General features: G+C 68.8%; 11 protein-coding genes. 6 read left to right on the forward strand and 5 right to left on the reverse strand.

Going from position 1 to position 19274, the window contains the following annotated elements; genetic code table 11:
- A partial coding sequence (locus MJ777_RS09110; RefSeq protein ID WP_239375159.1) for a carbonic anhydrase occupies positions 1-413 on the forward strand: 413 nt, incomplete at its 5' end.
- A 55-nt stretch (positions 414-468) separates the two neighbouring features.
- Here MJ777_RS09110 and MJ777_RS09115 read toward each other — a convergent pair.
- From MJ777_RS09115 to MJ777_RS09130, 4 genes are all read right to left on the reverse strand, one after another.
- Positions 469-1812: a UDP-glucose/GDP-mannose dehydrogenase family protein gene (locus MJ777_RS09115; RefSeq protein WP_239375162.1), complete on the reverse strand. Its 1344-nt coding sequence runs from the start codon at positions 1810-1812 to the stop codon at positions 469-471.
- A gap of 347 nt (positions 1813-2159) precedes the next feature.
- Positions 2160-3083, reverse strand: coding sequence for a TIGR03089 family protein (locus MJ777_RS09120; RefSeq protein ID WP_239375165.1), 924 nt, complete (start codon positions 3081-3083; stop codon positions 2160-2162).
- Positions 3084-3294: 211 nt separating this feature from the next.
- Entirely contained in the window at positions 3295-4857 is a 1563-nt protein-coding gene (locus tag MJ777_RS09125; protein ID WP_370652682.1) for an LCP family protein, read from the reverse strand.
- Positions 4858-5691: 834 nt separating this feature from the next.
- Positions 5692-7296, reverse strand: a complete 1605-nt coding sequence (locus MJ777_RS09130; protein ID WP_239375168.1) for an LCP family protein — start codon at positions 7294-7296, stop codon at positions 5692-5694.
- Positions 7297-7671: 375 nt separating this feature from the next.
- On the opposite strand from MJ777_RS09130, the gene MJ777_RS09135 reads away from it, so the two are divergent.
- The 5 genes from MJ777_RS09135 (at position 7672) to MJ777_RS09155 (ending at position 17455) form a co-directional block, all read left to right on the forward strand.
- Positions 7672-8745, forward strand: coding sequence for a glucose-1-phosphate thymidylyltransferase (locus tag MJ777_RS09135; RefSeq protein ID WP_239310760.1), 1074 nt, complete (start codon positions 7672-7674; stop codon positions 8743-8745).
- Positions 8746-8991: 246 nt separating this feature from the next.
- Positions 8992-9873 carry a dTDP-4-dehydrorhamnose reductase gene (gene rfbD, locus MJ777_RS09140; protein WP_239345931.1) on the forward strand — a complete coding sequence of 294 codons (882 nt, stop codon included), beginning with the start codon at positions 8992-8994 and terminating at the stop codon, positions 9871-9873.
- Positions 9874-9951: 78 nt separating this feature from the next.
- Complete coding sequence (metG, locus tag MJ777_RS09145; protein WP_239375171.1) at positions 9952-11622, forward strand: methionine--tRNA ligase; 1671 nt, start codon at positions 9952-9954, stop codon at positions 11620-11622.
- A 538-nt stretch (positions 11623-12160) separates the two neighbouring features.
- Complete coding sequence (locus MJ777_RS09150; RefSeq protein ID WP_239375174.1) at positions 12161-16147, forward strand: TIR domain-containing protein; 3987 nt, start codon at positions 12161-12163, stop codon at positions 16145-16147.
- A gap of 18 nt (positions 16148-16165) precedes the next feature.
- Entirely contained in the window at positions 16166-17455 is a 1290-nt protein-coding gene (locus MJ777_RS09155) for an extracellular solute-binding protein (RefSeq protein ID WP_239375177.1), read from the forward strand.
- A gap of 21 nt (positions 17456-17476) precedes the next feature.
- Here the strand turns inward: MJ777_RS09155 and MJ777_RS09160 are convergent, their stop codons facing one another.
- Positions 17477-19273, reverse strand: a complete 1797-nt coding sequence (locus tag MJ777_RS09160; RefSeq protein WP_239375180.1) for a hypothetical protein — start codon at positions 19271-19273, stop codon at positions 17477-17479.
- Between the last annotated feature and the right edge of the window lies 1 nt (position 19274).

Raw genomic sequence — 19274 nt, forward strand, 5'->3', positions numbered from 1 at the left:
GTGTGGCGGTCCTGGCCTGCATGGACGCCCGGCTGGACGTCCATGCGCTGCTGGGCCTCGCGGAAGGCGACGCGCATGTCCTGCGCAACGCCGGCGGTGTGGTCACCGACGATGTGATCCGTTCGCTGGCGGTCAGCCAGCACGAGCTCGGCACGACGGAGATCATTCTGTTGCAGCACACCCAGTGTGGGATGATGACCATCACGGATGACGGTTTTCGGGAAAAACTGTTCGAACACGTGGGGGTGCGGCCGGCGTGGCCTGTCCACGCCTTCACCGATCTTGAGGCGAGCATCCGGGTATCTGTCTCGCGTCTTCGCTCCAGCCCCTTCCTAAGCGCGTCCACGTCAGTCCGGGGTTTTGTCTACGACGTGGCGAGCGGCACGTTGGGCGAAGTCACCACCTGGACATGAGCGCCCGGACACCACGGGCCGAGACCGCCGCGAGGCAGCCGGCCGCGGCTCGTCGTCAGGCGGGCCGGCCCAGCGCGTGGTAAGCCCAGCCGGCCGCGCGCCATGCGGCTGGGTCCAAGGCGTTGCGGCCGTCGACGACAATCCTGCTGGCGACCACCGGAGCGAGCACCGTGGGGTCGAGCTCACGGAACTCGCTCCACTCGGTGAGGTGCAGGAGGATGTCGGCGCCGGCCGCGGCAAGGACGGCGTTGTCCGCGTAGGTCAGCTGCGGGTGGGCCGCGCGGCAGTTGGGGATTGCCGCCGGGTCGTAGACGGTCACCACGGCACCGGCGCGGTGCAGCGCGCCCGCGACGTCAAGGGCCGGCGAGTCACGGATGTCGTCGGAGTTGGGCTTGAACGCCGCGCCGAGGACGGCGATCTTTTTGCCAGCAGCCATCCCACCCAATAGCTGGATGGCCAGGCTCACGGTCCTGGCGCGGCGGCGGGAGTTGACGGCGTCGACCTCCGCGAGGAAGCCGAGCGCCTGGCCGACGCCGAGCTCATCGGCGCGGGCCTGGAAGGCGCGGATGTCCTTGGGCAGGCAGCCGCCACCGAAACCGAGGCCGGCGTGCAGGAACTGCCCGCCGATGCGGCTGTCGTAGGACATCGCGGTGGACATCGCGGTGACGTCCCCGCCAGTGGCCTCGCAGATCTCTGCCATGGCGTTGATGAAGGAGATCTTGGTTGCGAGGAACGCGTTCGAAGCAAGCTTGACGAGTTCGGCCGTGGGGTAGTCGGTGATGACGACCGGCACCCCGGCGTTGATGAGCGTGGCGTAGACGCGCCGCAGGAGCGCTTCGGCGCGCTGGGCCTTGGCCGGCTCGGGACGCAGGCCGAAGACCAGACGGCTGGGCCGCAGCGTGTCGTCAATGGTGAAGCCCTCACGCAGGAACTCCGGGTTCCACGCGAGCTCCACGCCGGGAGCCTCGGAGTCGAGCCGTCGCGCCAGCCGCATGGCCGTGCCGACAGGCACGGTGGATTTTCCGACGATGAGCGCCCCCGGCCGGATTCCCGACCGCAGGAGCCCGGTGAACGCGGCGTCGACGTGGCGCATGTCGGCGGTGTTCGCCCCAGGCAGCTGGGGAGTCCCGACACAGATGAAGTGGACGTCCGCGGTAGCCGCGGCATCCGCCACGGACGTGGTGAAACGCAGGCGGTGGGACTCCAGGTTCTTGCGGACAAGCGCCTCCAGGCCCGGTTCGAAGAACGGTGTCTCGCCAGCGGCGAGAGAGCTGATCCGGACCGGGTCCACATCAACGCCGACCACGTCGAATCCCAGTTCCGCCATACAGGCGGCATGGGTCGTGCCCAGGTAACCGGTACCGATGACACTCAGGCGCGGATCAGTCGGCTCGATCATCGCGGTCAGGCCTCCAGGCGGTCATGGGCAGGGACAGCTGCCGACGTTGCCGGTGTCAGAGCCGGTGCCACGGTGACTGTCAAGCCGGAGAAGCGGTCGGGAACGCGGTTGCTGGGGGAGTTCCAGCGCCCGGGGGAGAAGGAGGTCGCGGGCCGGACACCTTTCCCGTCTGTACCCGGTGTCCGGACGCGGTGAACTGGGACGCACGCGGATTGCCGGAGTCGCTAGACAACTCGTCCGGTATCGGTTCGGCCTTCCGCCGGGCCAGGAACCACCTGGACACGGCTGGCCACCCGCAGCCAGGATCGCGGGACAGGCTCCTGCCGGGTATCCGCCGCCGGATGGGCTCAGCGCGACGGCACGCTGAGCCGCCGGATGCCCGTGGGGGTGCTGGGCATCGGCCCGCAGACAGCCGTGACGCGCTCGGTGGTGATCCGGCGCTCAAGGAGGGCGTCGTCAAGGTTTCGACAGACGACCAGCGACGCTCCGGCGGCCAGGGGGCTCAGCAGCCCGGCGAGAAGCCCCTCGGGCGTCTCATAACCCGCCGTCGTCAGAACACGGTCGCGTTCGGCCAGGCCCCAGGCCCGCGCGTAGTAGCTGGCCATCCGTACCAGGGCCCGCTGGTTCGCCGGTGGCCCCGGTGGCGTGAAACGGTCGCCGTGGGCGAGGATCTCCGCCGCGAAGTCGAGCGCCCCCGGCGCGGGCCGCAGGAGCCGGCCGCCCATCGGGCGCAGTGACAGCGCGACCACATCGGCCTCGTCGCCCGTTGCGAGTGGGGTATCGAGATCATTTTCTCTTATGAAGATCGCCACCGGGGGGGTGTCGGTAGCTGGCTCCGGCCGGCCGATACTCACGCACGCGCCTGAGGACCACGCCGCGAGGAGTATCACCGCGGTCTGCCAGTGCGGTGGCAGCACGATGCGGATCGTGTCGCCCGGACCGATCCCGAGGGTGTCCACGAGCAGGTTCGCGGTTTTGGCAACCCAGTTGTCGACGGTGGTCGCGGACAGCTCGGTCCGCTCACCGGTGGCATCGTCGTAGAACGTCAGCAGCGGGCGTGCCGGGTCAGCGCGCAGCCTGCGGGCAAGCAGCGCGGCGAGGCCGTCGACGGCCCCGGTGCCGGTCGTGTTCGCCGGGCCGGTCGTGCCCGTGCCCGTGCCCGTGTCGGTGTGGCTGAGCGCGTCCGGTGGCATGACGGCAAGCGGGGCATCCAGAACACGGCTCACAACGCCGTCGAGCAGGCGTCCCAGCGGGGAGGTCGATGGTGTCATTGGACGTTCACGTTAGAGCACCCGAGAATAGAACTGTCCGGCTCGCGGCTCCCCGCGTCCCGCCCGGCCGCGTTGTCGTCAGTCGGCGCCCAGCACCAGGGCGCCTCCCTCCTCCGCCTTGCCGGATCGGGCGCGGATGAGCCGCTCACTGATCGAACGACCTATCCTCGGGCGCTCTTAGTTGAGCCAGGATCCGCGGCGTGTACCGCGCTCACGGAGTGCAGGACGTGTCCGCCGGGGCGATCACGGGCGCCGGAGCCGGCGTGGCCGCGGTGCCCGGGGCAGCCGAGCCGGGGGCAGCCGAGCCGCCAGCGGCGGAGGGCGTCCGCGGGGGGATCGCGGGGGATCCCGCCGGTGTCGTCGGCGGGCCGGTCACGCCCGTGAACGAGGTGCCGAGTATCACGACAAGGCCGTTGCTGAGCCTCGGGTCCGCGATGGTCTGTGACCCGGCGATCAGGCCTGACAGTGTGCGTGCCGCGTCCTCCTGCCCGGCTGGGTAGCGGATCTCCGTGCTGACCTGCCCCGCCGCGCCGGTGGTGGGTTTGAGCGATCCGGCGAACCCCATCGCGCCGAGCGTCGTGGTCGTCTGCGCGGCCAGGCCCGACCGCCCGGTCCTGTTGCGGACCTCGGCGATGGTCACCTGGCTTGGCGGCAGGGCCGGAGCGCCGGTGGTGGTGAGGGTGTCGTCGCCGGTTGCGGGCCGCAGCGGCGCGAGGACCCGCGCGAGCCCGGCCGGCTCATAGAACAGCACGTTGCCGTGGGGGGGAATCGTGCCCTGGTCGTCGCTGGCGCCCTCGGATCGCAGCGGCACGTGCGTGGGGATGGTGATGAATGTGAGCTTTCCAGCGCCGAGGTCGCTCAGCCGCTGGGCAATTTTGATCATGGCGCCGTTCTCGGTGAGGTCGTTGTCGACCTTGAGCGACCCGCCGACGGCGCCGATCAGCTGTGTGATCCTGACGGGGTTGGTCAATACACCCGCGCTGGTCGCCTTGTCGAGGAGCTTGGACAGGAACTGCTGCTGGCGGGCGACGCGGTAGGTCTCGTCCGGCAGGGCATGGCGGGTACGGACGAAAGCCAGGGCCTGATCGCCATTGAGATGGTTGATCCCGAATTTTCCGCGCCACTGGGAAAAGTTGTCGTGGAGGTTGGTCGTGCCGCCTCCGGGCAGTTGAGCGACGCACACGTCCACCCCGCCAACCGCGTCGGTCATGGTCTTGAATCCGGCCAGATCGATCGAGATGAAATGATCAATTTTGAGGCTGGTCAGTTTTTCCAGGGTGCGGGTGAGCCCCTCGATGCCGCCGTAGGACAGGACGTTGGTGAGTTTGTCCTTGCCGTCACGGGGGGTCTGGGTGATGCCGGCGGCAACGGTGACGAGGGTGTCTCGGGGAAATGACACCAGGGTGACCGAACCGTCCGTGCCGAAATGGGCGATGATCGTGGTATCCGAGCGGACTCCGTCGACCTGGCCGTACTCACCGTGGGTGCCTGCTCGGCTGTCGTCGCCGAGAAGCAGGATATTCATTTCGCCCGGTCGCTCGGCTGGCCGCTCGCCACTGGGTGACCAGGTCACCCCGGTGACCGAATCGTTGAAGTAGCGGTATGCCGCCCACCCGACAGAGCTGACCGCGAGAACCACCAGGGACAACACGGCCGCCGCGCTGACGGACAGTGTCCGCAGCGGTGAGCGGCCTGGGCGGCGCCGCAGGTTCAGCGGACGCCGTGGGCTCAGCTCTGGCGGCAACGCCAGCCGGCGCATGGATCTGCCACTCACCGGCTTTCTCGAGCCTCCTTGACCGGAGCGATCGCGCGGTGCCGGGTCGACGAGCGAACCCGCACTGTTCTTGATAGTGCGGCGCTTGATAACGCGGCCGGCAACAGGGGGCGCGGTATTGCGGGGCCGGGGTGCGCACCTCGCGTCATCGCTGCCCATCCATCGCCGCGCGATGCGCGGGTGCCCCGGCTCGTTGGTCGACGCCCAGAACCAGGGCGCACCCCTCCTTCACTTTGCGATCCATCCACCCGGACGCCACTCCCTGATCGAACGCCCTGTTGCCGGGCGCTTTTAGAGCGACCGGCAACAGGGACGCGGCGTCGCGGGGCTGGGGCACGCACCTCGCTGCGTTGTCGTCGGTCGACACCCCAAGGACCAGGGTGACTCCCTCCTCCGCCTTGCGATGTACGTGCCCCAGCCCCGCTCCTTGATCCACGCCCCTATTGCCGGGCGCTCTTAACCCAGTCTGACGTTGCCATGAGACGCACGCCACCACACCACTGGGTGCACGAAACGACCAATGGTAACAGTGCGATTACTGAATATCGTCGCTATCGGTCGTCGGCTGGTGGCGCGCTTGCGGCTGGCACGGGCTGGCGGTCCCGGCGGCTTCCGGACCTGCGTGGAGAACTGTGATCCGGATATCTCCGGCGACCGCTGAGAGCGTGTTTGAGATCGTCCGGCAATAGGGGTGTGGGTCAAAGGGCGGGGCTGGGGTGCGTGCGTCGCGAGGCGGCGGAGGCAGCCACTGGCGGTGTTGGGCGCCGACCGACGACAACGCGGCCGGGCGGGATGCGGGGAGCCGCGAGCCGGACAGTCCTATTCTCGGGCGCTCTAAAATGTGCAGCGGGTGGTCAGCTCGGTGGCGGTCAGCGCAGGCGCCGCGGGCGCCGCGGGGGTCGGGCCCGCCGTTGGGACGCTGTTCCCGGTGCCTGTCCCGCCCGGTGCCGGGTTGTCTGCCGCCGTCTGGGCGGATGCCACCGCCCGTGCGTCGATGCCGTGGAAGTCGGCGCCGATCACCAGCGTGACGTGCCTGCCCGCGGACCGGTCCGCGCGCAGCTCCACTCCGGGGACGGCGATGCCCAGCGTACGTGCCGCCGCGAGCCCGGCCGGGCCGTAGCGCACCAGCGAGGTCGCCGTGTGCCTGCTCTCGGCACGTCCGACGGTCGCGACTCGGAACCCGGCCGCCGTGAGCTCTCTCGCTGTGCTGATCGCGAGCCCGCTGGTCGTGGTGCCGTTGAGGATGTCGACGGTGACCGATGCCGGTGGGAGGGCCACCGGCTCCGGCGGCGCGGGCGTACTCGGCGCCCCCGGGGTCTCAGCGGGGTTCGGTGCCGGGCCGCCGCGTCCACGCAGCGGGGCCAGGAACGCCGCGAGCTGCTCCGGGTCGTAGAGCTGGACAGAGCCGTAGCGCCGGAGCTCACCAGCGGCGTTCGCGCCATCGGCCTGGGCGGGCTCCCGGACAGGAATCGTCTCGAAAGTGATCGCGTCGGCGGACATGTCGCGCAGCCTGGTCGCGAGGTTGCGCAGGTCGCTCATGCTGGTGTGGTCATCGACGGTCAGCGCTCCCGTCGCGGACGCGAGCAGGCTCTCCAGCTTCGCCGGATTGGCAAGCACGCCGCTGCTGGTCGCCTTCTGGAAGACGGTGCTGATGAACTGCTGCTGACGCCTGATCCGGTCGAAATCCCCGTCGGGCAGACCATAGCGCTGCCGGACGAAGGACAGGGCCTGCTCGCCGTTGAGATGGTTCTCGCCCACGACACCATGCCACTGGGACCACTCGTCGTGCAGGTTCGAGGTACTGCCATCCGGCAACGGCTGTACGCAGACGGTGACGCCACCGATGGCGTCCGTCATGGCCTTGAATCCGGCGAGGTCGATCGACACGAAATGGTCGATTTTGATGTTGGTGAGGTTTTCGAGTGTCCTGATCAGCAATGGCGGTCCGCCGATTGTGATCGCCGCGTTCAGCTTGTTACGCCCGTGTCCGGGAATAGTGACGAGTGTGTCCCGGGGAAATGACACCAATGTGGTTGTCCCGTTGGCGTCGAGGTGCGCAAGCATGGTCGTGTCGGAGCGCTGCCCGGAGATGATCTCTTCGCTCTGGTACTGGTTGCCGGTGCCCTCTCTGCTGTCGGATCCGACCAGCAGGAAGTTCTCAGTCCCCGGGGCGGCCCGCGGCGGCCGGGCCTCGTCGTCGTCAAGGCCGAGGGTCACCCTGGTGATCTGAGCGTTGAGATAGCGATAGGTGATGTAACCGGCGCTGCTCACCAGGAGAATTGACAGCGACACGACGCCCGCGAGGGCGAGGGCCAGTTTCTGGAGCAGGGAACGTTGCCGTGGGCTGTCGTCCGCCGCTGGCTCGTCCGCCGCTGGCTGGTGGGTGGACGGCGGCGGACCGGCTGGTGGGCCCGCCTGGACGTCACGTGGAGCGGTCACCGTGTCCGCACCTCCGCCCCCGCCGTGACCTGGTGCCGGTTCACGGTCATGTACGTCGTTCAGCTGTCGGTCGGTGCCGCCCGGCGAGCGCGGACGCATTCGCTGCCGCCGACCTCATGACGGGCGTCAGCCGTGCCGTGGCCATGCGTGGTCCTGGTCGCTTGAAGGTACCCGCCAGGCGCGTGACGCATGCGCGCAGTGGTGCCCCGCCATATGGGCGAGCCATATGGCGGGGCGGCCAAAAGTAACCAAAGGCGGTGCGATCATGTCCCTTTTCATGCGTTCGGGGAGCTCGGCGGGAGCCGGCGGCCCGGCCATCCACGGTGGTTCGGCTGCCTTTCCGGCCGCCGCGGGGCGCGCGGTAAGGTTCGGATCATGAAAGCTCTTGTTCTCGCGGGTGGTTCTGGAACGCGGTTGCGCCCGATCACCCACACGTCAGCCAAGCAGCTCGTGCCGGTGGCCAACAAACCAGTCCTTTTCTACGGGCTGGAGGCGATCGCCGAGGCGGGTATCACCGAAGTCGGGATCATCGTGGGAGATACCGCGGCGGAGATCGAGGCCGCCGTCGGTGATGGTTCCGCGCTGGGTATCAAAGTCACCTACATTCGTCAGGAGGCACCGCTGGGTCTTGCGCACGCCGTCCTCGTCGCGCGCGACTTTCTTGCGGACGAGCCGTTCGTGATGTATCTCGGTGACAACCTGATCATTGGTGGTATCGCCGGGTTTGTGGCGGAGTTCAGGCGCAGCGGGCCGGATGCGCTGATTTTGCTGACCAAGGTCTCCAACCCGTCCGCGTTCGGTGTGGCGGAGCTCGGTCCCCAGGGCCGCGTGATCCGCCTCGTCGAGAAGCCGGTGGAGCCGCCGAGCGACCTGGCGCTCGTCGGGGTTTACCTCTTCGGGACGGCCGTCCACGACGCGGTGCGGGCGATCAAGCCGTCCGGTCGAGGCGAGCTGGAGATCACCGAGGCGATTCAATGGTTGGTGGACCGGGGCCACGAGGTCGCGCCGCACCTGGTCGAGGGGTACTGGAAGGACACCGGGCGGCTTGACGACATGTTGGAGACCAACCGCCACCTGCTGGAGTCCCTTGAGCCGGATGTGCGCGGCATGGTCGACGAGGACAGCACGATAGTGGGCCGGGTCGTGATCGAGGAGGGCGCGTCGCTGGTGCGGTCCACCGTGCGCGGACCGGCGATCATTGGCCGCGGCACCACGCTTGTCGACTCCTACGTCGGTCCCTTTACCTCGATCTACTATTCGTGCGCGATCGAAAACACCGAGATCGAGTACTCGATCGTGCTGGAACGGGCGACGATTCGTGGCATCGGGCGCATTGAGGACTCGCTGATCGGCCGGGATGTCGAAGTCGTTCCGTCGGATGCCCGTCCGCGGGCACACCGGCTCATGCTCGGCGACCACTCCCGGGTCTCAGTCGCCCCGACATCATGATCGTAATATCATGGCCAGCCATGATGTCCCGGCCGCACTGAGAGCGCGTGTGAGATCGTCATTCCGGCTCGCTGATCGAAAGCCCGATCTCACACCCGCTCTGAGAGGATCGCGTCCACGCCGGTTCATCCATGCCGGTTCATGCATAGCGGTTCGTTCATGCCGGGTGGGCGCGCGGGATCGGGCGAGCATGCGGGCCGGCGGTGACCGGCCGGCGAGGTCTGCCACACTTGCCTGGTGCGTGTGATGGTGACGGGAGCCGGCGGTCAGCTCGGAGCGGATCTCTGCCGGTTACTGGAGGCCGATGAGCGGGTCCAGGCCTGGGCGGGTCTCACCCGTGGTGAGCTCGACATCACCGATGCGGCCCGGGTCCGGGCGGTCGTCGCGGACCAGGCTCGGCCCGCGAAGGTCCAGGGCGGTCTCGTGGTGATCAACGCGGCGGCCTGGACGGACGTCGACGGTGCCGAGGCCGACGAGGCGGGTGCTTATGCCGCCAACGCCGCCGCTCCGGCGCGGCTGGCGGTCGCCTGTGCCGAGGCCGGCGCGACCATGATGCATATCTCCACCGACTACGTCTTCGACGGCATGGCGGACAAGCCCTACGAGACCCATGACCCGGTCGCGCCGCGCTCGGCATACGGGCGGACCAAACTCGCCGGCGAGCAGGCCGTGCTGGAACTGTGCCCGGCCGCCTACGTCGTGCGGACGGCATGGGTCTACGGCGCGTCCGGGCGTAACTTCGTCCGGACGATCGCGAAGCTCGCCCGTGAGCGCGACACCCTGGCTGTGGTCGATGACCAGCGCGGGTCACCGACCTGGACGGTGGATCTCGCCGCGGGGCTGATCGAGCTTGCGGCATCCGGGGCCAGGCCGGGGATCTATCATTGCACCGGCGGCGGCGACACGACCTGGTACGGATTGGCTCGGGCGGTCGTCTCCGAACTCGGGCTGGACCCCGCGAAGGTCAGGCCGACGACGACGGGCGCGTTCCCCCGGCCGGCTCCGCGCCCGTCCTACTCGGTGTTGTCGTCCTGCTCATGGACGGACGCGGGCTTGACGCCGCCGCGTCCGTGGCGGGTTGCGCTGGCCGCCGCGTTCGCCGAGTCCGGTGACGCCCTGCGCGGGTAGCCGGGCGTTTCACGGGCGTCGGCGGGCTCGGACAGGCGCGGGATCCGGTTCTTTGGTCCGGGACGCTACCGTTGGGGCGTGACCACCAAGACCAGCAGCTTGATCGCCCCCGCGGGGCAGGGCCGACCTGTCCTGGTCGCGGTGGCGTGGCCATATGCCAACGGCATGCCCCATCTGGGGCACATCGCCGGTGCCTACCTGCCGGCTGACATTTTCGCGCGCTATCACCGGATGGCGGGAAACCGGGTCCTCATGGTGTCCGGGAGCGACACCCACGGTACGCCGATCACTGTCCGTGCCGATGCTGACGGCGTGTCGCCGGTCGAGATCGTCAATCGTTACCATCCGGAGTTCCTGCGTATCTGGGATGATCTCGGGATCAGCTTCGACCTGTTCACGTCGACGATGACCGACAACCATCGTGAGGTTGTCCAGGAGGTGTTCACCCGGCTCCGCGAGGCGGGCTACATCACGCCGCGGGAGACCGTCCAGTTCTTCGATCCGCAGGCTGGTCGGTTCCTGCCGGATCGGTACGTGGTCGGCAGCTGCCCTTTCTGCGCCTACAGCGAGGCTCGTGGTGACCAGTGCGAGAACTGCGGCCGCACGCTTGACCCCGACATCCTGCTGGATCCGCGCAGCAAGATCACTGGTGCGCTCCCGGAGAAGCGGGCCACCACACACTTCTTCCTGCGGCTGTCGTCCCTTGCCGATGACCTGCTGGCGTGGCTGGAAACGCGCCAGGGCTGGCGCCGGCATGTCATGAACTGGTCGTTGCAGTTCGTCAAGGACGGTCTGCACGACCGGGCGATCACCCGGGATCTTGACTGGGGTGTGCCGCTGCCCACGGACGAGCTCGGTCCGGGCAAGCGCATCTATGTCTGGTTCGAGGCGGTCATCGGCTATCTGTCGGCGAGCCGGGAGTGGGCGGCCCGGACGGGCGACCCGCAGGCCTGGCGTGACTGGTGGCAGAATCCGGACGCGGTCAGTTACTACTTTGTCGGCAAGGACAACATTCCGTTCCACACGGTGATCTGGCCCGCGATGCTGATCGGCTACGGTGGGCTGGACCTGCCGACCGACGTCCCGGCAAACCAGTACGTGACGTTCGGTGGCGCGAAGGCGTCGAAGTCCGCCGGGATCGGGCGTGGGGTCCGCGAGTACCTCGATCGGCTCCAGCCGGACGCGCTGCGTTACTCGTTGGCGACGGTGCTGCCCGAACAGAACGACACCGAGATCACGGACGCGGACATCATTCGGCGGATCAACGACGAGCTGATCGCGAACTGGGGCAATCTCGTCAACCGGGTGATGGCCCAGATCGGCAAGCGTTTCGACGGCCGGCTGCCGGCAGCCGGCGAGCTCGACGGCGTGCACGCCGAGCTGATCGCCTCGGTGGACGCGGGCCTGGCCCGCGTCGGCGAGCTGATCGAACGCGTGGAACTGAGGGCGGCGCTGCGGGCCGCCATGGACATCTCCGGCGAGGTGAACGCCTACCTCTACCGCGAGGAGCCGTGGAAGACGGTCAAGGTTGATCCAGACCGGGCCGGGCGCAGCCTGGCCGTGTCGATTCAGGCGATCTCCGGAATCACGACCGCGCTCGCGCCTTTCCTGCCGTTCACCTGCCTTCGGCTTGCGGAGGTGCTCGGCATCAGCCTGGACCGCTGGGAACGGCAACCGGTACCGGCTGGCACCACCCTGAGCTGGTCCGGCGCGCTGTTCACCAAGCTTGAGCCGGACGCCCTGAGCTGATCCGGCCGCTGCCGGCTGCTGGCGGCGGCCAGCGGCCAGCAGCCGGCAGCGCATGCATGCCGTCTCCCGCCGGACCGGCGTGGTGCAGGCATGCGGCCCGCGGGCCGGTCCGGGCCGGTCCGGGCCGGTCCGCCGACGTTCGCGCTGCCCGTCGCCGGTGGCCTGGTGGCCGCATGATTGGGCGTACACGCGGACGCTGTTCCGCGCCTGTTGTCCGCCTGCGCCGTGTGTGCCAGGTGGCTGGATCCGTTGACTGGCGGAAGGCGGTTCTTTCGGCCGTCCGCGGAGAGCGGAGGCGGTATTTCCCGGCCCGAGAACTGGCGCCTGGGCCTCCCGGAACCGGCCGTACGTTCCTGTCTCCAGGCCAGTCGGTTCAGAATGTGTCGGATGACCGACACGTTCGACGACGAGCGACCGGTAATAGGGGTGCGGCGCATCCCAATCCCGTTTTTTGATCTACACCCCTATATTGCCAGGCGCTCTACGCCGTCGGGGTTGTGTGACATGATGCTGATGCCCGTGATGCTGGGGGTGAGTGGTGGCGCAGGTATTCATCAGCCATGCCAGCGCAGATTCCGTTGTTGCGTCCTGGGTCGCCGGCTGGCTGCGGCAGGAGGGGCACGGGATATTCCTCAGTGGGGATCCCGAATACGGGATGGTCACTGGGGATGCCTGGCGGCAGCGGCTGTTCGACGAACTGTTCCACACGGATGTGCTCCTCGCGGTCGTGACCCAGGAGTTTCGCGAGTCGGAGTGGTGCGCGGCGGAGATCGGGGCCGCGTTGGCGACCGGTTTGCGGATTCTGCCGCTGCTGGCCGAGCCGGCCGTGTCGAGCCCCCTGCTATCGAGCGCCATCACCCAACAGGCCGTGCTGGAGGGCGACGGGACGGCTGCCCGCGCGCTGCTGCTGGAAGCGTTACGCCGGATGGATGGGGCCGGTGTCGCCACGTCGGCCGAGCAGGTGGTGTATCCGGGGCTGGCGGCATTCACCGCGGGGCAGGCGCGGATGTTCTTTGGCCGCACGGCGGAGAGCCGCCGGCTCGCCGAACGATTACGCGCGCCGGCTGATTCCGCGGGTGGGGGTTTGCTGCCCGTTGTCGGCCCCTCGGGGTGCGGGAAGTCGTCACTGGTCCGGGCTGGGCTGGCGCCGTTGCTGGAGGCCGATCCGGACTGGCTGGTGCTGGCGCCGCTGGTGCCGGCGGCCAGCCCGAACACTGATCCGGGCGTGGAACTGGTTCGGCTGTTGACGTCCGCCGGTCGCGCGCGTGGCCTGCTCTGGACGGCCGGCCAGGTCGCTGACACCGTCGACCGGCCAGGAGGCATCACCCGCCTGGTTGCCGATCTCCTCGCCGCGGGGTCGGCCCGTTATCTCCTGATTGTTGTGGATCAGGCGGAAGAGCTCCTGACCCGTACCGCCGACACGGAACGCCGACGGTTTGCGACGGTGTTGCTGGAGGCCACCGGAGGCCCAGTACGCGCCGTGGCGACCGTCCGGTCGGACTATCTCGACCCGTTGGTGGGACTCGCGAAAGACACCGGCCTGCCCATTGAGGATCCGTTCCTGGTCACACCGCTGGGACCGAAGATGCTGCAACGGGTCATCACCGGGCCGGCGCGCCGGGCCGGCATCACCGTTGACGAGGACCTGTGCAGACGCCTGGTCGCCGACACCGGCAGCGGGGAGGCGCTTCCCCTGCTTGCCTTCGTCCTGGCTGAACTGGCTGAGGGGGTCGAGCGGGGCGGGGCCCTGTCCGGTGACCTGTACGACCGTCTCGGCGGTGTGCGAGGAGCTCTCATCCGGCAGGCCGACGCGGCCCTGGCCGCGGCTACCACCGCCACCGGCCGCGGCGAGGCCGAGGTGCTGGCTGGTCTGGCGCGGCTGGTCACCTTCGATGCGAACGGTCAGGCCAGCCGTTGCCGCGCCTACCTTGACGAGCTGCCTGAGCAGGTCCGGACCGAGCTGAACGCGTTCGTCGAGCGCCGGCTGCTCACCATCCACGCGGACGATACCCGCGGCGAGGGCGGCCGGCAGGCCATCGACCTTGCCCATGAGCAGATTCTCACCGTCTGGGCGCCCCTCGCCGATACCGTCGCCGCCGCGACCGACCGACTGCGGCTGGCCGCGCAGGCACGCGCCGCCGCCGAGGAATGGCAGCGGGAAGGAGAGCCCGCGAGCCACCTGTGGAGTCTCCCCCGGGCATCCCACGCCGAGGCCACGCTGGATACGCACGCCATCACCGCGACCATCCGCGCGTTTCTCACCTCCAGCCGCCGCCAGGGCCGAAACCGCCGCCGGCGTGCTGGCGCGGTGCTGGCCACGCTCATGCTTCTCGTCACCGTCGGCGGTCTCATCGCCACCTATCAGTGGATCGACGCCAGCAGGCAGCGGCACGAGGCGCTTCGGCAGCAGAAGCTCGCCGTCGCCCGTGCGCTCATCACCCAGGCCGACCAGCTGCGCACCCGGGACCCGGTTACCGCGCTCCAGCTCAGCATCGAGGCGTACAGCATCGATCCGGGACTGCCGGAGGCCCGTGGCAGCCTGCTGTCAGCGCAGGCCGGCTACAGCAGTACAACGCTGGCACCGCCCGGGGGAACGGTGCACGGGCTCGCCTTCCGCGCCGACGGTGCCATGCTGGCCACGGCCGAGCACGACGGCGAGATCTGCCTGTGGGCCATGCCCGACCGGAAGATGACCAGATGCATCAGCGTGGCGGGAGGCGCCGTCTACGCGGTGGCTTTCAGCCCGGACGGGAACGTACTCGCGGGAGCCGGCCCCGACGGCATCTGGCTGTGGAACACCCAGACGTGGCAGCGCATCGCGACGCTTCAGGACGCGGTCGGCCCGAACGGCATCGCGTTCACCGCCGACAGCCACGCTCTTGTCGTCGCCGACTCCGCCGGTGTGAGTGTGTGGACCGTGTCCTCGGGGAAGCGGGAAACGACGCTGTCCGGCTCGGCGCTGCTCAACGGTGTCGTTGCGGTCGCGCCGGACAACCGGAGCGTCGCGGCCGCGGGCTCGGACGGCACCGTGACCTTCTGGGATCTGCTATCCGGTATGAGCAAGCGGGTTGCGGGTGACGCCGGATCGGTGCGGTCGATAGCCTACAGTCCCGATGGTGGCCATTTGGTGACTGGGAGCGACACCGGGGTGGTGACGGTGTGGGACAGCGTGTCTCACACCCCGGTGGCCAAGGTCACCGAGTCTGACGGCGCTGTCCAGACGCTCGCGTTCAGCAAGGACGGAAACAGGCTCGCCACCGGTGGGGGCGGTGCGTCGGTCCGGCTGTGGAACCTGGCTCCACTGACCCTGCTGACCGCGCTGACCGGACCTGTTGGCGACGTCTTGGCCGTGGCCTTCGGCCCTGACGGCCACACGCTCGCTGGAGCCGGAGCTGACAGCCTGGTAAGGCTGTGGACCGTCTCCGGGCCCGCGGACAGCGGCCTTCCGGAGGTCTTCGGCGCGGCCACGTTCGGGCCGGGCGGTGTTCTGGCCACGGCCGGCAGGGATCACATCCCGCTGCTGTGGGACACGGCGGAGGGCGGCTCGGAGCCGGTGTTCCGTGCGGAGCTGCGGGGGACGCACAGCCCACCGGGGCACGGCCCCGGTACGGCCTTCGGGATGGCGTTCAATGCGGCTGGCACGGTGCTGGCCGCGCCGACCTCCGGCGACACTGTGGGGAAGTGGGACCTGGGCCCGCCCGCCGGCGGTACCACCGGCCCGACCGATCCGATGCCCGGCGTACCCATCCGCCCGGTGCGGGCCGTGGCCTTCAGCGGCACCGGAATCCTCGTGGTGCCCGCTGGGGCGAACGACGTCGGGGTGAACCGCGTCGTCATGGTGGACGCCGCGAGAAAGACGGTCGTCAAAGAGCTGAGATCCATGCACGCGGGGGCTGTCAACGCGGCCGCCGTCCATACCGGAGCGGATGGGCGGATGTCGGTGGCGACCGGCGGCGATGACGGTGTGATCGCCGTGTTGACAACGAAAGACGGAGCGTCGGCAGCGGGAGACAGCGCGTTGACAACGGAAGACAGCCAGCCACGTGTCTTCTACCCCAGGGGCGTCCAGGCGCCGGTCGAGGCGTTGGCGTTCACACCGGACGGGCGCACGCTCGCCAGCGGGAGTGATGACGGCACCGTGGAGCTGTGGGACGTGCGTGCCCGCGTCCCTGTCGCGACCCTTCCCGGCACCAACAACCAGCCGATCGCCGCGTTATCGATCAACCGTGACGGAACGCTGCTGGCTGCCGTGGGCGTCGATGGGCTCATCCATCTGTGGGACCTGCCTAACCGAACCGCCGTCGCCACGCTGACCGGCCCCGTAGGAACCATGGCGGTGGCTTTCCGGCCTGACGGTGATGGCCGCACGTTTGCCACCGCGGACCAGGACGGCACCCCCGTCCTGTGGGATACCGACCCGGCCCGGGTCCGGGCACGGCTGTGCGCCGGGCCGCTGCCCGCCATCGCCCCCGCGGACTGGTCGGTGATCGTTCCCGGTATGCCCTACCGGCAGGTATGTCGTTGATCATAGGAAGGGTGGCGTATGTCGATCAGCATGAAGCGGTGCCGGCCGGCGCGTGCCCGGATATTGCTTGTGGCCGCGGCCGTTCTGCTCGCCGGATCGGCGTGCTCATCACGTGGCCCCCGACCGGGTATGGATGGCGGTGGGCCCACGACGATCACCTGGTACGCGGGCTCGGTCGACCAGCACCAGAACGACTATCGCCGGATTCTTGTCGACGCATTCGAGAACGCCTACCCGTCGATCAAAGTGAACATCGAATTCGGCACGGTGGACACCGACGTCAACCGAGCCGACCTGCTCCAGCGGCTGCGCGGGCTGGATGGTCCGGACGTCTACATGGGAGACGTCATCTGGCCGGCGGAGTTCGCTCACCAGAACATTGCCCGTAGCCTCGACGACATGTTCGACCGGGCGTTTTGGGAACGTATCGATCCCGGCCTGCTTGCGGCGGCCCGTTACCAGCACAAAATCTTCGCTGTGCCGCTTTTCCAGGATCAGGGAATGCTGTTCTACCGGAAGGATCTGGTGACACCACCGACAACCTGGGAGGAACTTGAAAAGGATGCCGCCGACCGGAACAAAGACAGCACCCCCTATGGCTACCTCTGGCAGGGTGCCGCTTACGAGGGCCTCACCTGCGTCTGGACGGAGATTCTGGCTGATGCCGGGGGCAGCACACTGGACCCGGCCGGACCGCGCGCGGCCCTGAACTCCCCGCAGGCGCTACAGGCGCTGAGGTTCCTGCGGGACCTCATCCAACAGGGGATCACGCCGTCACAGGCGACGAGTTACCAGGAGCCCGACACCACCCAGCTCTTCGCGTCCGGCCAGGCGATGTTTCTCCGCGGCTGGAGCGGCGTGCTGGCCAGGATGGGCGCTCTGAAGGAAAAGGGAAAGGTGGGCGTGGCACCGCTGCCGACGTTCGCCGGGCAGACCGGTCAGGGATTCTCCACCACCGGTGGCTGGAGCCTCTACGTCAACCCGCGCACCCGCAACCTCGACGCTGTCAAGATTTTCATTCGCTGGCTGACCGACGTCCATGCGCAGCGCATTCTCCTCAATCTCTCCCAGATCCCCATCAACCGGCAGGTACGCGACGAAGCACGCAACGCACCCCCGGAAACTCGTGATGACGCGGTAGTAGCCGGGCTGCAGGCCAGGGTTGTGTCCCGTCCCGCCGGCTGGCCCGCCTACCCCGCCATCAGCCAGGCGGTCTACTCCTCCGTCCAGAGCGTTCTCAGCCAGGGAGCGGACCCGCAGGCGGCCCTGCTGGATGCCAGCACAAAGATCGATAATGCGCTCCGGTAGCGCCGGAACACCTGGCGGGCTTCACGCCGCGGGTCCGGCCGTGGACAGTGGGCAGCGGACGAAGCGGGTGATCTGGCCGGTCAGCGGCCAGGACCGCCGACCGGAGCCGTCCGGGCACCAACCGAGCCCGGCGAGTGTGCTGTCAAGGGCGCGGAGGCTGTCCGGGAAGACCAGGTTGTAGGTGACCAGGTACAGCGCACCGGCGTCCGGACGCGCGGCGAGGAAGGGAGGTATCGAGGCGGCCCAGCCCAGCGGGGGCAGGACCAGGGTGTTCATCTCGGTGACCGGCGTCGTCGGCGCGGTGGGCGCCGGATAACCGTCGTAGTACGACACGTAGTACTGCTGAGCCTTGTACCACTGCCTTTCATCCCATCGCCCGGGGATCACGATCTGGACGTCTCCCGGCCTGGCGGTCCGTTCGCCGGTGGCGACCAGCTCCCGCATGTCTCCCAGCAGCAGGGGGCTGTCCGCGCTGGCTCGGATCTGGCGGATCCGCTGGGCGCTCACCGCCGTGACGGCCAGGGTGGCGGTCATCGCCGTCGCCAGCAGGACGGCCGCTGCGGGGATCACCACCACCGACCGCCACCACCGCCGCGACCGGCATGCCTGGCGGATGCGCGACCAGGCGAGGCTGATCAGGGCGGACGCGCCGATACCTGCGATCACGTACAGCAACGGCAGGATGAACAGGTTGGCCCGGACGAATCCGATCGGCCACTGTCCCCGTGCCGCGGCCACCGCGATCAGCAGTAGCGCTCCGCCGAGGGTGACCAGCAGCGCCCGGCCGGCCCGGTCCCGCGCCGCGGCGTACACCCCGATCGTCCAGCACAGGAGCGCCCCCGCGACTACGCAGACATGCAGCCGGTGGTCGGGATCGGTAAGCAGCGGTGACCCTGTGAACGGCGAGCCGAACTGCCCGTCCGGACGGGTCATCGCCGCCGTGAACGCGTCGCGTGGTAACTCCCATCCGGCGCTCCGCAGCTGGGCGACTGCGTTGTCCCGGGTGATGAAGAAATTCCGCCAGTACGGATTCGTGGTCAGATAGCTCTGCGGCAGGACGAACAGCGCGAGATGGAGGGATCCAACAACGCCGACCAGGGCTGATCCGACCACGCGAGCCGGGCGAAGGCGGTGGGCGCGCAGTGCCCGGCCGGCGTCCACCACGTCCACAAGAAGCAGGGGAACAAGGACGAACAGGGACGTGACGGTCATGACGACGCACCCCGCCATGCCCAGCTGCGCCCGCCACGGCGAACCGCCGGAGTCCGCGGCACGGCGCGCGTGCAGCCACAGGTACACCGCGGCCACCGCGCAGGTGGCCTCCGGCAGGTAGGACTTCAGCTGCATCCCGTAGACGAGCAGCCCGCCGTTGATCGTCAGCAGGCCGGCGACGATCGTGGCCGCGGGCCGTGACAACCACCAGCGGCCCAGGGTATAGGTGACCAGCGACAATGCGATCAGTGAGATGATCTGTGGTACCCGCAGGATCTTTTCGGTGTTTCCGCCGACGGCGACCGCCAGCTTCTCGACCGCGAGCCAGCCGAGTGACAGCGGCGCGTTGGCCGTCCTCAAGGTGTCGAAAGAACCGGTACCGACACCGATGTGATAGGCGCTGATGTGGTAGGCCCGCCATGCCTCGTCGTACCACAGCGGCCGGGCAAGCGTCGGCCACACCGCCACGACCACCGCCGCGTCCAGCCCGGCGAGCACGGCGAATGCCACAAGTGCCCCGGGGATCCCGGCCGTCGGCGGCGCACGGAAACCGTGATCGCGTCGCCTTCGGTCCGCCGGGTCGGTGGCAGGTTGCCGTAAGATCACC

It is taken from the genome of Protofrankia sp. Cj5 (assembly GCF_917627405.1).
In the GTDB taxonomy this organism is placed as follows: domain Bacteria; phylum Actinomycetota; class Actinomycetes; order Frankiales; family Frankiaceae; genus Protofrankia.

Coding starts and splice junctions, on each gene's coding strand:
- MJ777_RS09115 (WP_239375162.1), bottom strand. CDS start 1,812: ATGATCGAGCCGACTGATCCGCGCCTGAGTGTCATCGGTACCGGTTAC.
- MJ777_RS09120 (WP_239375165.1), bottom strand. CDS start 3,083: ATGACACCATCGACCTCCCCGCTGGGACGCCTGCTCGACGGCGTTGTG.
- MJ777_RS09135 (WP_239310760.1), top strand. CDS start 7,672: ATGAAAGCTCTTGTTCTCGCGGGTGGTTCTGGAACGCGGTTGCGCCCG.
- rfbD (WP_239345931.1), top strand. CDS start 8,992: ATGGTGACGGGAGCCGGCGGTCAGCTCGGAGCGGATCTCTGCCGGTTA.
- MJ777_RS09155 (WP_239375177.1), top strand. CDS start 16,166: ATGTCGATCAGCATGAAGCGGTGCCGGCCGGCGCGTGCCCGGATATTG.